Here is a 13,821-nt window from a genome sequence, read left to right as displayed (position 1 = left end):
GTGCGACGTCACGCGGACTGCAGCACCCGCTGGTGCAGCAGGGTGACGGCGCTGCGGGCCGACTCCATGGCGCCTGCCTGCCAGGCGATCAAGTGGGTGAGCCAGTCACCCGCGAAGTAGACCCTTCCGGCGGGGCGTTGCAGAAGAGTGAAGGACGAATCAAAGGACGGCCAGTACATCCAGCCTCCCTGGATGTGCTCCTGGCGGTGCCAGGCGATCGAGACGCTGGACAGCAGGTTCTGGCGGTATTTGTCGCCGTGGATCTTCCGGCCCTGGGTGAGTGCCTTCCGCCTTCTGTCCTCGGGGGTCATGGAGCCGTACAGTTCGGCGTTCTGCTCGGTGTTGTAGTAGCCGACGATCAGGCCGCGTTCGGAGTGGTAACCGTGGGAGGGGTACCAGATGTGGGTGATGTCCAGGTCGGTCTCGGTGACGCCGCCGTAGATGCGGTCCTCCAGCTCCCACCAGCGCCTGCCGTACTCCAGGCCGATCTTGCCGGCGGCGACCGGAATGGGGGTGCTCAGTGCGCTGGTGACCTGCGCTCCGAGGTTGTGCGGGATCTTGGCGAGGAGGTGCGGGGGAAGGGTGGCGATGCAGTAATCGGCCTTGACGGTGCCGCCGTCGTACGCCACCTCGACGCCGTCGTCCAGGGTCGTGATCCTGGTGACCTTGGCGCCGGTCCTGATCCGGTCGGGCCCTACGGCCTCGGTCAGTTTCCTGACGATCGCGTCCATGCCGCCGACCGGCTGGAACATGGGGGTGGCCATGTCGTAGCCGAAGTCGTTGGTGATGGCGCGGCCGGTGGCGGCGGCCAGCACGTCGTGGAGGGTGCCGGGGGGCGGGATGGGGGTGCCGCCGTCGAGCGCCGGGTACTTGGTGAAGCCGCGCCGGGGTGAGCCCTCGTAGTCGAGCTTGGGTCCGAGGTCGCCGAACCGGTGGAGGAACTCCAGCAGGCGTTGCCGGTCGTCGGCGGTGATCGCCTTGTCGAGCGCGCCGATATTTGTGGCCTTGGCCAGCAATTCTGCGACATATCCGTACATGTCGGCTCGGGCGGTGCGGGCCCGCACCGTCTTGCCGTTGGTGTGGACGTACGCGGCGGCGTTGTTGTTGACGAACGTCTCGATCGGGACGCCCAGCTCCCTGCAGTAGTCGAGGGTGACCATCCAGGGGGCGATGCGGCCGGGCCCGGCGTTGAAGTAGACGCCCTCGCCGAGCTTGACGTCCTGGGCCGGGCCGTTCAGCTCGGTCAGGCGGTCGCCGCCGCGCAGCGTGAGGTTCCTCCCGCCGGCCCTGCCCCTGGCTTCGAGCAGGGTGCAGTCGTAGCCGGCCTTGCCCAGCTCGTACGCGGCGGTCAGCCCCGCCACGCCCGCGCCGAGGATCACCACCTTGGCCGCGCCCTTGCCGCGCAGGGAGAAGTCGCCGGGGCGCGGCGCGGCGAACTCCTTGTCCTGCTCCGAGGGGGCGAGCCCGAGCGCGCCCATGGCGGCGTACATGGCGCCCGCGCCGCCCACCGCTCCGATCCCGACGAGCAGCCCCCGCCGGGTCAGCGCCGCGCCTTCCACCGTCACCCGCTCCCTAGGTCAGCAGTTACCGACATCTCAGCCGTACGGCCCGCTGCCGCAGGCCACCTGGCCGCCGATGGTGGCGAAGATCCCGAGCAGCGCCATGATCTGGCGGAAGTCGTCGGTGGTGAACTCGGTGTGCCGGGAGCCGACCGTCTTCACCCCGGGCACCAGCGCCACCGCCGCCGCGATGGCGGTCGAGTTCCACTCCACCCCCAGCGTGTACGGCGCCTCCACCCGATAAGGCGTGAAGTCGCTCAACCGGGACAGCCCACGAGCGGCGGCCTCACAGATCTTCGCCTGGGCGACGCTCGGCGGCAGCAACTCGGCCGAGAACTTGTCGATCCCCTTCTTCACCGCGACCGTCTCGACGTCGCCGAGCAGCTCGCGCGCCTCCTCGCCGACGGCCTCGTCCCCCGTCACCAGCACGACGGGCACGCCGTGGAAGCCCGCGCACGCCGCGACCAGCCGGGTCTCGCCGCACAGCTCGCCGTTGAGGTAGACGTTCTGGATCTCCTTGCCCATCCACGTGTGGTTGAGCACGCCGTGCTGGACGCCGGCCATGGCGTGGTAGCCCACGAAGCACGCGGCCTGGAACGTGCCGTCGAGCCCCTGGGCCATGCGCTGGGCCTTGCCCGGCCCCCGGATCAGGGTGGCCCGCGGGTCCAGGAGGTCGATCCGCAGGTTCTTGGTGGACCCGTGGGCGTCGTTGACCAGCACCGAGCCCGCCCCCGCGGCGAACGCGCCCTCCACGGCGGCGTTGGCGTCGGCGGTCATCAGCTCGCAGCCGCGGTCGTAGCCGCGTTTGCCGGCGTGCATCTCCTCGGGGTCGGTCAGCCCCGTCACGCCCTCCATGTCCACCGACAGGTAAACCTTCACGCAGTCAACTCCTCGCACTTCGCCGGATCCGCCCCGCGGACGGTCACGCGCCCCACGTCTCCACCCGCCGTACCTCGGCCTCGGTCATGAGACCGACCTGATCGGTCAGGAAGGCGGCCGCCTCCGCCCGCCACGGCTCGGGGATCTCCTCGATCGCCGGCGGGTAGCAGTGGTCGAGCCAGCTCGTGGACTCCTCGGTGGCCTCGAAGTGGTCGAGGGCCTTGGCGAAGAGGGACCGTTCGACGCCGGGGATCCGGGCGAGGCCGTACTCGACCATCTCCTGACCCCCGAAGGGGGCGGCCGCAGCCACTTGCGGGCCACGGGACGGTCGGCGGTGAGGGGCGTGTCCAGCGGACGGCGCTCGACGGCGGCCTGGATGAGCTCCTTGTACAGGCACTTGCCGCAGGTGCGGCAGGGGCCGTCGGTGCCGCGCAGGCACCAGCGCACCTGGTCCTTGAGCTCGGAGTTCAGCGCCAGCCGCATGGTGACGGCCTCGCTCACCCCGCCGACCGGGAGCACGATGTGCACGCCCGCGGCGGCGAACAACCGGCCCCACGCGCCGTGCGGCGCCCACATGGGGTTGTCAGGCGTGAACCGCAACAAGTAACGGTCACCGCCGAGCCAGCGTGAACCGAGTTCATAGCCGAAGCCCAGGCCGCCGAGGTTCATCCGGTCGGCCAGCAGGAGCGCCCCCGCCGCGACGGCGTGGTGCTCCGGATAGCCCGGACGCGGCTCGGCGAGGGTGAACTCCAGGTCGGAGGTGACGGTGGTGAGCTCGCGACCGGTCTGCTCGGCCAGCTTGGCCAGCACGTCGGAGCGGTAGTGCGGCCACCGGTTGGGCACCCTCGGATGCGGCATCCGCCGGAAGTGCACGAACGGCGCCGACGGATGGATGGCCGCCGCGGCCACGGAGTCCGCGCCGCCGCTGTAGGAGATGGCGAGCCGGTCCCCGGCCCGGCGCGGCTCGGCCCCGACCGGCCCGGCCTCGATGCCCCACCCGTCGTGCAGGGCCGCGGCCACCTCGGCGGAGACGGCCCGGTCGAACGTGATCCGCCGTCTGGTCCAGGGCGCCACGATCGTCCAGGCGGCCACGGCGAACAGGTCGGGGTGGGCCTCGGTGGGCACGCCGCCGATCGAGCAGGAGTTGGTGGCCAGCTTGACGGGATGTTCGTCGGCCGCCCTGCCGGTGATCTCGTCCTCGGGGTCGAGACGGAAGGTCAGCTCGCCGCCGGACCAGGTCACGCGCACGGCCGGCCCCCCTCGGGGACGCGGGCCCGCAGGTCGTCGATGGCCTGCCAGACGAGCACCTCGTTCTGGAGCACGCCGTCGAGTGCCTGCGCGGTCTCCTGCGCCAGCCGGTACGTGTCGTCGACCCTGGCCTTGTCGATCACCGGCCCGGCCGCCGGGCGGGCGTTCCGCAGCCGCTCGACCTCGCCCTGCAGGGTCGCCATCTCCCTGCGCAGGGTCTGGACCTCCCAGAGCGCGTCCCGGATGTCCTGCCGGTGGTCGGCGACGGAGATGTAACGGGAGTCGAACCACGTACGCACGGCTTTACGCAGCCGGGCGGGGACCGGGACGCGCATCATGAAACGCCACCATACTGGCAAACCCGCTTCCCCTTGGACGGCCTACTCCAAAGGGTCGCAATCGCATGGCGGCCGGGCGGTCACCGTCCGGTGAACTTGGCCTTGGCCTTCTCCGCGAAGGCCCGCATGCCGATCCTGGCGTCGTCGGTGGCGAACAGGCCGGAGAAGTGCAGGCGCTCGATCTCCAGGCCGGAGTCGAGGTCGACCTCGGCTCCCTGATCGACGGCCTGCTTGGCGGCGCGCAGCGCCACGGCCGGGCCGCCGACGAACGTGGCCGCCCACTCCAGGGCCGCCGTGTAGACCTGCTCGTCCGGCACCACCCGGTCGACCAGCCCGATGGCCAGGGCCTCGGCGGCGGGGACGTGCCGGCCGGTGAAGATCAGATCCTTGGCGCGGGACGGGCCGACGAGCCGGGGCAGGCGCTGCGTGCCGCCCGCGCCCGGGATGAGCCCGAGCAGGATCTCCGGCTGGCCGAGCCGGGCCGACTCGCCCGCCACCCTGAAGTCGGCGCACAGGGCCAGCTCGCAGCCGCCGCCCAGGGCGTAGCCGGTGACGGCGGCGATGACCGGCTTGCCGATGCGGGCCACCGTGGTGAAGCACGCCTGGAGCGTGCGGGAGTGGGTGGACATGTCGGCATAGGACATGTCGGCCATCTCCTTGACGTCCACGCCGGCGGCGAAGACCCGCTCGCCGCCGTAGAGGATCACCGCCTGCACCTGGTCGTCGGCATCGACCTGAAGCGCCGCCTCGACGAGCTCCCGTTGCGTCTGAACGTCGATCGCGTTCATCTTCGGACGGTCAAGACGGATCGTGGCGATCTGGTCGGCCACCTCGACGCTCACAAACTCACCCATGAGCCGAACCTAACAGAGCGCCCCCGCTCACCCCGCCGCGGCCGACTTCACCTCGTCGGCGGCCTTCTTACTGGTCGACACGCGTACCAGCGCCGCCGACAGGCGGGCGAGCTCGTCGCCGGAGCGGGCCAGGCGGGCCAGGCCGCGTTCCTGGCGCGGCAGCCCGAGCCGGGCCGCGCCGTCCAGCACCCGCCCGTCCAGGTGCGGCGCGACCTGCGGCCAGACGCCCTGGACCTCGCGCAGGAAGATGTCGGCGCCGGTCGGGCCGATGCCGGGGAACTCCCGGAGCAGCTCGCCGATGCGCCCGGGGTCGCCCCCGGCCTCGTCGCGCAACCTGCGCAGGTCGCCCTTCCAGCGGTCGAGCAGCAGTTCGGCGCCCCTGCCGAGCATGGTCGAGGTGCGTTCGTCGTAACGCCGGTAGTGGCCGCGGCCGAGGGCGTCCACGCGGTCCTGCCAGCTCGCCCGCGCCATGTCCCGCGGCGTGCGGTACCCGGCGGCGAACAGCTCGCGCGCCGCCGCCACCGCCACCCCGGACGAGATGCGCGCGCTGAGCAGCGTGGCCAGCACGAGGAGCTGGTACAGCGGCCGCGGCCGGTCGGCGAGCCGGATGCCCGCCTCCGCGGCGAACGTCTGGCCGCACTGTTCGAGCAGGGCGTCCAGCACGCCCTTGTCCTTGTCAGCCATGACGCTCCGCTACCCCCATGGCGGGCGCTCATCCCGGCCCGGCGCGTTTGCCTCCCTGGTCGCGGGGGAGGCGGGGGGTCTCCAGCGAGAAGGAGAGCATCGTGCTGACTTTGACTGACAACGCCGTGGTCGCGATCCGTGACCTGATGGTCGGCGAGGACGTGCCCGCGCACGCCGGCCTGCGGATCGCCGCCAAGCCGGACGAGGCGGGCGCCTTGGAGGTGTCGCTGGCGAGCACGCCGTACGCCGGGGACCAGGTCATCGAACAGGGGGACGTGCGCGTCTTCGTGGCCGAGGACGCGGCGCCCATCCTCGACGACAAGTCGCTGGACGCCCAGCCGGGCACGCCGGGGCACCCGACGTTCCGGCTGGACCGCCGCACCTGACCGGCCCTGCCGGGCTTCCGGCGGCCCGCCCGCCACCTCGGGGGCCGCCGGGAGGCCGTCAGCCGGCGGCGCGACCGGCGCGCACGGCGTCGGCCAGCTCGGCCAGCAGGCGCTCGGTCTCCTCCCAGCCCACGCAGGCGTCGGTGATGCTCTGCCCGTACGTCAGGCCCTCGGCCGGGCCGGGCTCCTGCCGCCCCGGCACCAGGAAGCTCTCCACCATCAGCCCCGCGATGCCCTTCTCGCCCGCCGCCAGGCGTCCGGCCACCTCACGCACCACCGCCGCCTGCCGTACGTGGTCCTTGCCGCTGTTGCCGTGGCTGGCGTCGATGATCAGCCGCTCCGGCAGGCCGGCCTTGGCCAGCAGCGCGAGCGCGTCGCCGATGGACTGGGGGTCGTAGTTCGGGCCGGTGCGCCCGCCGCGCAGGATGACGTGGCAGTCGGGGTTGCCGGTGGTCGAGACGACCGCGGCCCGGCCCTCGTCGTCGATGCCGAAGAAGACCTGCGGGTGCGCGGCGGCCTTCACGCCGTCGATGGCCACCTGCACGTCGCCGTCGGTGGCGTTCTTGAAGCCGACCGGCATGGACAGGCCGGAGGTGAGCTGGCGGTGCACCTGGCTCTCGGGCGTGCGCGCGCCGATCGCGCCCCAGGTGACGGCGTCGGCGATGTACTGCGGGCTGGTGGGCTCAAGGAACTCGCAGCCCACCGGCAGCCCGGTGTCGAGCACGTCGAGCAGCACCGTCCTGGCCAGGCGCAGCCCGCGCTGGACGTCGTGGCCGCCGTCGATGTCCGGGTCGTTGATCAGGCCCTTCCAGCCGATGGTGGTACGCGGCTTCTCGAAGTACACCCGCATGACCACGCATAGGGCGTCGCCGAGGTCGCGGGTGGCGGCGGCCAGGCGGCGGGCGTAGTCGAGCGCGGCCTCCGGGTCGTGCACCGAGCACGGGCCGACGATGAGCAGCAGGCGGTCGTCGTCGCCGGCGAGCACGTCGCGCACGGCGTTCCTGCTCGCCGCCACCAGCGCCTCACGCTCGGGGCCGAGCGGCTGTTCACCGATGAGCTCGCGGGGCGTGGGCAGGGGTTCGAACGAGGTGATGCGCAGGTCGCTGGTCGTGGTCATGGGCTGGTCCTCCGCTTTCGCTGGAAGTTCGAAGGCGGTACGGCCCACATCCGTGGCCCCCGGAGCCGTCCGCCTGAACGACGAAAGGCAGAGACGGGACGTCTCTGCCTTTGGGCTCCGGGTGATCAGTAAGTCAGCGCATGTGACCTTCGGCTCCACCCGGAGCCGCCACATAGCGCCAAAATCGGCTGATCACTGACATGCTGTCGACGCTAGCAGACGCCGGGTGACGGCTCCAAATCCCGTCCGCTATCCGAGATCGGATTCCCAGCCGGGTTCGCGCAGGTCGCCGAGCCCGTAGAGACCGACCAGGGTGCCGTCGGCGCGGGTGACGACGACGTGGTCGACGTTCGCGCCTTCCATGCGGGTGGCCAGGGCGTCGAGCTGCTCGCTGGGCCGTACGGTGGTGACGCCGGTGTTCATGGCGGCCTCGGCGGTGCCGGTCAGGTCGGCGCCCTTGAGCTCGCGCGACCCGATGACACCCTGCACCACCTCGTCCCGGTCCACCACGACCGCGAGCCCGGCCGGGTCGGCGACGATGCGCTCGCTGAGCTCCTCCAGCGGATCCTCCAGGTCCGCCGTGACCGGGTCGCGCCGGGCGCCGGAGCCCACCAGGACGGCCTCCCCCTCGTACGGCAGGTCGGCCGACAGCCAGTCCATCTTGCCCAGGCCGTAGTCGTGCACGTCGGCGAAGCCCAGCCGGGCCAGCCGGTGGGCGGCGCGCGGGCTCAGGTCGCAGAGCCAGTCGTGGCAGTAGACGACGACCGGGCGCGACCGGTCCAGCAGGTCGTCGGCCAGCCGGTCGAGCGAGCCGAGCGGCAGGTGCACGGCGCCGGGCAGGTGCGCCCAGGCGTACTCGCGCTCGGGCAGCACCTCGGCGAGCTGGGCGTCGCGCGTCGCGAGCAGGTCCTGGACGCCGACGCGGTCGATGATGCCGGTCATCAGGCCCTCAGCGCTCCCCCCGGCGCGGCCGCTCGGACTTGGGTCCTTCGGCGCGGTCGCCGCCCACCTTGCGCGGGCTCTTGTCCGGATCCGACTGGAGTTTCCTGGCCACGCGTTTCTTGAGCTCCTGCTCGCTCATCCCTTGCCGGTCCAGCTGCTTGCGCAACCGGCGGCGCTCGTTGTCATAGGAGTGACTTCCGGGTCGAGGCATGACAACTCCCCCTCTCCTCCGAAGGCCCGCCTACCCAGCCCCTCACCTGCTAGTCCTGGATATTCGGCCCCTCGGGGCCGGTCCGGTGGCCTGTTAAGCGATGAAAAATATCTTCGCAAAGTTCTCGCCAGAGAAGGAAAATGTTGAGACGCTGAACCGGCACCACACCCCCCAGTCAAGGAGCGGTTCATGCGCAGAGCGCTGGCGATCGCCGTCGTCGCCTTGTTGCCCTTAACCCAAGTGCCCTCGGCCAACGCCGAAGAACCCGCCGACCGGCAGCAGGCGTTCGCCGCGGCGGCCGACGAGTTCAAGGTCCCGCAGAGCGTGCTGCTCGGCGTCTCGTACCTGGAGTCACGCTGGGACGCCCACGCGGGCCAGCCGTCGAGCGACGCCGGGTTCGGCCCGATGCACCTGACCGACGCGGCCGCGTACACCGGCTCGAACCACCACGGAGAGGGCGAGGAGGACGCCCGCGGCGACGAGAGCAGGCCGCTCGCGCCCACGGCGACCCCCGCCCCGGCGGAGATCCCCGCCTCGCTGCGCACGATGGAACGCGCCGCGCAGCTCACCGGCGAGAGCCACGAGCGGTTGCGCACCGACGACGCGGCCAACATCCGCGGCGGCGCGGCGCTGCTCGCCGACTACCAGAAGAGCCTCGGCGCGCCCCTGAGCGCCAATCCCGGCGAATGGTACGGAGCCGTCGCCAAGTACTCCGGCGCCGACGAGGCCGACGCGGCCAAGTTCTTCGCCGACGAGGTCTACGCCACCATCCAGGAGGGCGCCGAGCGCACCACGGACGACGGGCAGAAGGTCACCCTGCCCAAGGTCCCGGACCTGGAGAAGATCGAGAAGTGGCTGGAGAAGCTCGGCCTGCGGCCCGCGCGGCGCGACGGCGTCGAGTGCCCGGCCTCGATCTCCTGCGAGTGGATCCCCTCGGCCTACCAGGAGCTCCCGCCGGACGACTACGGCCACTACGACCTGGCCAACCGCCCGGTCAGCCAGAAGGTCGACTACATCATCATCCACGACATGGAGGGCTACTTCCTCCCGTCGATCAGGCTCAACCAGGACCCGAACTACGGCGCGAGCTGGCACTACTCGGTCCGTTCCAGTGACGGGCACATCGCCCAGCACATCAAGACCAAGGACGTCGGCTGGCAGGCCGGCAACTGGTACATCAACGCCAAGTCCATCGGCATCGAGCACGAAGGCTTCCTGGCCGAGGGCAGCACCTGGTACACCGAGGCGATGTACCGCTCGTCGGCCCGGCTCGTCCGCTACCTGGCGCTCAAGCACGGCGTGCCGCTCGACCGCGCCCACATCCTGGGCCACGACAACGTCCCGGGCACGATCCCGAGCACCGTCCGCGGCATGCACGAGGACCCGGGGCCGTTTTGGGACTGGGCGCACTACTTCCAGCTCATGGGCGCGCCGCTGCACCAGTTCGGCGGGCCGAGGGCCGGCTCGGTCATGATCAAGCCGGACTTCGCCACCAACAAGCCCTACTTCTACGGCTGCGACCGCAAGAACCCCGAGGCGGCCTGCCCGCCGCTCAGCGCCGGCACCGTGTGGCTGCGCACCGAGCCGCGCGACGACGCCCCGCTGATCAAGGACATCGGCAAGCACCCGACCGGCGGCTCGCTCTACAGCGTGTACGACCACAGCGCCAGGGCCAGCACCGGCCAGCGCTTCGCCGTCGCCGACCGCCAGGGCGACTGGACGGCGATCTGGTACCTCGGCCAGAAGGCGTGGTTCCACAACCCGGCGAGCGCCCCGACCGCGATCCCGTCGATGGGGCTCGTCGTCACCCCGAAGCCGGGCAAGGCGACCGTGCCGGTGTTCGGGCGGGCGTACCCGGAGCAGGAGGCGTATCCGGCCGGCATCCCGTACCAGGCGGTGACGCCGCTGCAGTACACGTTCTCGGCGGGCGAGAAGTACACCCTGGCCGGGCCGGCCGCCACCGAGTACTACCGGGCGGTCACGTTCAACCTGGAGGACCACACGGTGGTCAAGGGCAAGACGAAGTACCTGGAGATCCAGTTCGGGCACCGCGTGATGTACGTCAAGGCTGACGACGTGCAGGTGACGTTCTCCGGGTGAACTCCTTGACGGCGCGCCTGGTGCTCGCGAGCGCCTCCTGAGAGGAGTCGAACGTGCGCTGGGCGACGCCGACGAACACGCAGTCGACGACGAGGAGCTGGCTGATCCTGCTGGCCAGGGCGCCGGGACGGAACTCCGTCTCGCGCCCGGCCGAGATCAGCACGTGCTCGGCCAGCTCCGCGATCGTCGAGCGCGGGTTGTTGGTGACGGCCACCGTGGTGGCCCCCGCCTCGCCCGCCCGGCGCAGCGGCTCGATCACGTCGGGGGTCTCCCCCGAGGTGCTGATGCCGATCGCCACGTCGCCCGCCTTCAGCAGGACGGCGCTGGTCAGGGCCAGGTGGGCGTCCTGGAAGGCGTGGCTGGACAGGCCGATGCGCAGCAGCTTCTGGGCGACGTCCTCGGCGACTAATCCCGAGGCGCCCACGCCGTAGGCGTCGATGCGCCTGGCCCCCACGATCGCGTCGACGACCAGGCCCAGGCGCTCGCTGGTCAGCTGGGCGACGGTGTCGTTGATGGCCTCCGACTCGGCCCTGGCCACCTTCTGGATGACCTCCGACAGCGGGTCGTCGGGCGCCAGGTCGCCGGGCACGAGCCGGTCGGGCTGCGCGGCCGCCGCCGCCAGAGCCAGCCTGAGCTGGGGATATCCGGCGAAGCCGAGCAGCCGCGCGGTGCGCACGATGGTGGCCTCGCTGGTGCCGGAGGCGGCCGACAGCTCCGTGATGGTGCTGCGCGCGACCGTCGCCGGATCTTCCAGGATGAGCCGGGCGACGGTCTGCGCGGCAGGCGTCAGGGACGGCAGGACACCGCGGACCGTGGCCACCAGATTGTCGGCCCGCAGGCCGTTCCCGCTGTCGTCCACGGTCCTGATTATGCACCGCCCGACCACCGGCCCGACCTCGTCCGGATATATCAGCGCAAGGTACCGTTCGTCATTCCCACCGGCTCCTCAGGCACGGCGATCAGTCCCAATTCCGCCGGAGTGGCAGCGAACGGGTGATGCGGGACGACCCGGACGGTGTATCCGAAAGCCCCCGTACGGTCGAGCGGCACCCGGCCCGTGAAGTGGGCGTGGCCGTCGTCCTCCAGCGACTCCAGGGCCAGCCGCGCGTACCGCGGGCGGACCAGCTCGTCGTGCGGCCCGACCTTGCCGTACGCGGCCTCGACCAGCACGTCTCCCGGCTCCAGGTCGCCGAGCGCGATCGTGGCCCGCAGCTCGACCGCGGCGCCCACCTCGGGGGCGTCGCCCACGCCCGACGCCTCGACGTGCTCGACCCGCACGCCCGGCCAGGCCCGCGTGACGCGCACCCGCCAGGCCGCGAACGCCCTGGCCGCGGCGTAGGAGTCGGCCGACAACGCGCGGGCCGACTTGGCGGCCGGGGTGTAGAGGTCGACGACGTAGTCGCGGAGCATGCGTCCGGCCAGCACCTTGGGCCCGAGCGAGGCCAGGGTGTGCTTGACCATCTCCATCCACCTGCGCGGCAGCTCGTCGAACGGCCGGTCGTAGAAGCGGTCGGACACCTCGTGCTCGATCAGGTCGTACAGGGCGCCGGCCTCCAGCTCGTCGCGCCGGTCGGGGTCGCTGACGCCGTCGGCGGTGGGGATGGCCCAGCCGTTGGTGCCGTCGTACCACTCGTCCCACCAGCCGTCGCGGATCGACAGGTTGAGCCCGCCGTTCAGCGCCGACTTCATGCCCGAGGTGCCGGACGCCTCCAGCGGCCGCAGCGGGTTGTTCAGCCACACGTCGCAGCCCTGGACCATGAGCTGGCCGAGCGTCATGTCGTAGTCGGGCAGGAAGACGATGCGGTGGCGCACGTTGTGCTGGTCGGCGAACTTGACGATCTGCTGGATCAGCTTCTTGCCGCCCTCGTCGGCCGGATGCGCCTTGCCGGCGATCACGATCTGCACCGGCTTGTCCGGGTCGAGCAGCAGCCGGGTCAGCCGCCTGGGGTCGCGCAGCATGAGCGTGAGCCGCTTGTACGACGGCACCCGCCGGGCGAAGCCGATCGTCAGCACGTCGGGGTCGAGCGCGTCGTCGATCCAGCCCAGCTCGGCGACCGAGGCGCCGCGTTCGCGCCACGACCTGCGCAGCCGCTCGCGCGCGCCCTCGACCAGCCGCCTGCGCAGCTTGCCGCGGATCTCCCAGATCTCCCGGTCGGAGATCTTCTGGATGCCCTCCCAGCCGCGGGCGCGCTCGATCAGCGAGGGCAGCTCGCGGCCCGCCAGCTCCATGAACTCGCGCCCGACCCACGTGGGCGCGTGCACGCCGTTGGTGATCGAGCCGATCGGCACCTCGTCGAGGTCGAAGCCGGGCCACAGGTCCTTGAACATCTCCCGGCTGACCGCGCCGTGCAGCTCGGAGACGCCGTTGACGCGCTGGGCCAGGCGCATGCCCATGACGGCCATGTTGAAGCGGCCGGGCTCGGCCTCGGCGCCCAGGGCCAGGATGCGCTCGACGGGCACGGTCGGCCAGGCGGAGTCGCCGCCGAAGTGGCGTTCGATCAGGTCGCAGGGGAAACGGTCGATGCCGGCGGGCACCGGCGTGTGCGTGGTGAACACCGTCCCCGCGCGGACGGCCTCCAGTGCCTCGTCGAACGACATGCGCGACTCGGTCAGCTCGCGGATGCGCTCCAGGCCGAGGAAGCCGGCGTGGCCCTCGTTGGTGTGGAAGACCTCGGGCTCGGCGTGGCCGGTGATGCGGCAGTAGGCCCTGATCGCGCGGACGCCGCCCACGCCCAGCAGCAGCTCCTGCATGAGCCGGTGGTCGGTGCCGCCGCCGTAGAGGCGGTCGGTGACGTCGCGGGCGGCGGTGTCGTTGTCGGCCACGTCGGAGTCGAGCAGCAGCAGCGGCACCCGGCCCACCTGCGCCACCCAGACCTGGGCGTGCAGGACGCGGCCCTCGGGCAGGCCGAGGCGGATCTTGACGGGTTCGTCGCCGTCCTTCAGCAGGGTCAGCGGCAGCCCGCCGGCGTCGAGCGCCGGGTAGTGCTCGAGCTGCCAGCCCTCCGGCGAAAGCGACTGGGTGAAGTAGCCGTGGCGATAGAGCAGGCCGACCGCGAGGATCGGCACGCCCAGGTCGCTGGCCGCCTTGAGGTGGTCGCCGGCGAGGATGCCGAGACCGCCTGAGTACTGGGGCATCGCGGCGGCGATGCCGTATTCGGGGGAGAAGTAGGCGATGGCGCGGGCGACGTCGGGCAGCGTCTGGTACCAGCGCGGCGACGTCATGTATTCGCGCAGGTCGTCAGCTGCGTCGGCGAGACGGCGGAGGAAACGGCGGTCGGCGGCCAGCTCGTTGAGCCGGGCCGGTGTGACGGCGCCGAGCAGGGCCACGGGATCGTGACCGACCTGTTCCCACAGGGCCGCGTCGACCTCGGCGAAGAGGTCCAGCGTCTCCGGATGCCAGGACCAGCGGAGATTGTGCACGAGCTCGCCCAGGGCGGCCATCTCCGCGGGCAGGACGGTGCGGACGGTAAACCGGCGGATAGCTCTCACGTTTCTGCACCCTA

General features: G+C 71.5%; 12 protein-coding genes and 1 pseudogene. 2 read left to right on the top strand and 11 right to left on the bottom strand.

Annotated features, from left to right (window positions below):
• Positions 1-8 precede the first annotated feature (8 nt).
• From ACNF49_RS11915 to ACNF49_RS11890, 6 genes and pseudogenes are all read right to left on the bottom strand, one after another.
• The gene (locus tag ACNF49_RS11915) at positions 9-1,565 is read right to left on the bottom strand and encodes a flavin monoamine oxidase family protein (RefSeq protein WP_482943694.1); all 1,557 of its coding nucleotides are present in this window, start codon (positions 1,563-1,565) and stop codon (positions 9-11) included.
• A 30-nt stretch (positions 1,566-1,595) separates the two neighbouring features.
• Positions 1,596-2,438: a M55 family metallopeptidase gene (locus ACNF49_RS11910; RefSeq protein WP_482943692.1), complete on the bottom strand. Its 843-nt coding sequence runs from the start codon at positions 2,436-2,438 to the stop codon at positions 1,596-1,598.
• A gap of 43 nt (positions 2,439-2,481) precedes the next feature.
• A pseudogene (locus ACNF49_RS11905) lies at positions 2,482-3,014 on the bottom strand (DUF6395 domain-containing protein).
• A gap of 662 nt (positions 3,015-3,676) precedes the next feature.
• Positions 3,677-4,024, bottom strand: a complete 348-nt coding sequence (locus ACNF49_RS11900) for a hypothetical protein (protein WP_357973329.1) — start codon at positions 4,022-4,024, stop codon at positions 3,677-3,679.
• Positions 4,025-4,104: 80 nt separating this feature from the next.
• Positions 4,105-4,878, bottom strand: a complete 774-nt coding sequence (locus tag ACNF49_RS11895) for an enoyl-CoA hydratase/isomerase family protein (RefSeq protein ID WP_352352246.1) — start codon at positions 4,876-4,878, stop codon at positions 4,105-4,107.
• 27 nt (positions 4,879-4,905) lie between these two features.
• Entirely contained in the window at positions 4,906-5,562 is a 657-nt protein-coding gene (locus ACNF49_RS11890) for an HhH-GDP family DNA glycosylase (RefSeq protein WP_357973335.1), read from the bottom strand.
• A 101-nt stretch (positions 5,563-5,663) separates the two neighbouring features.
• On the opposite strand from ACNF49_RS11890, the gene ACNF49_RS11885 reads away from it, so the two are divergent.
• On the top strand, positions 5,664-5,948 hold the full coding sequence (locus tag ACNF49_RS11885; RefSeq protein ID WP_352328823.1) for a HesB/IscA family protein: 285 nt from the start codon (positions 5,664-5,666) through the stop codon (positions 5,946-5,948).
• Positions 5,949-6,006: 58 nt separating this feature from the next.
• Here the strand turns inward: ACNF49_RS11885 and ACNF49_RS11880 are convergent, their stop codons facing one another.
• The 3 genes from ACNF49_RS11880 to ACNF49_RS11870 form a co-directional block, all read right to left on the bottom strand.
• Positions 6,007-7,065: a 3-deoxy-7-phosphoheptulonate synthase gene (locus ACNF49_RS11880; protein ID WP_387671125.1), complete on the bottom strand. Its 1,059-nt coding sequence runs from the start codon at positions 7,063-7,065 to the stop codon at positions 6,007-6,009.
• Between the two features lie 249 nt (positions 7,066-7,314).
• Positions 7,315-8,007, bottom strand: coding sequence for a CBS domain-containing protein (locus ACNF49_RS11875; RefSeq protein WP_357973341.1), 693 nt, complete (start codon positions 8,005-8,007; stop codon positions 7,315-7,317).
• Between the two features lie 7 nt (positions 8,008-8,014).
• Positions 8,015-8,218, bottom strand: coding sequence for a hypothetical protein (locus ACNF49_RS11870; RefSeq protein ID WP_352322071.1), 204 nt, complete (start codon positions 8,216-8,218; stop codon positions 8,015-8,017).
• 189 nt (positions 8,219-8,407) lie between these two features.
• On the opposite strand from ACNF49_RS11870, the gene ACNF49_RS11865 reads away from it, so the two are divergent.
• Positions 8,408-10,318 (top strand): N-acetylmuramoyl-L-alanine amidase, encoded by a 1,911-nt coding sequence (locus ACNF49_RS11865; protein ID WP_482943691.1) that lies wholly within the window; start codon positions 8,408-8,410, stop codon positions 10,316-10,318.
• Here ACNF49_RS11865 and ACNF49_RS11860 read toward each other — a convergent pair.
• Together ACNF49_RS11860 and glgP are read right to left on the bottom strand one after the other, a co-directional pair.
• A complete protein-coding gene (locus ACNF49_RS11860) occupies positions 10,281-11,177 on the bottom strand; it encodes a MurR/RpiR family transcriptional regulator (protein WP_352322067.1) in 897 nt (298 codons plus the stop codon). The genes ACNF49_RS11865 and ACNF49_RS11860 overlap by 38 nt on opposite strands.
• 50 nt (positions 11,178-11,227) lie before the next feature.
• Positions 11,228-13,807, bottom strand: coding sequence for an alpha-glucan family phosphorylase (gene glgP, locus ACNF49_RS11855; protein ID WP_482943690.1), 2,580 nt, complete (start codon positions 13,805-13,807; stop codon positions 11,228-11,230).
• Between the last annotated feature and the right edge of the window lie 14 nt (positions 13,808-13,821).

Source organism: Actinomadura sp. ATCC 39365, from assembly GCF_054392275.1.
This window is presented reverse-complemented; position numbering and strand designations above follow the sequence as displayed.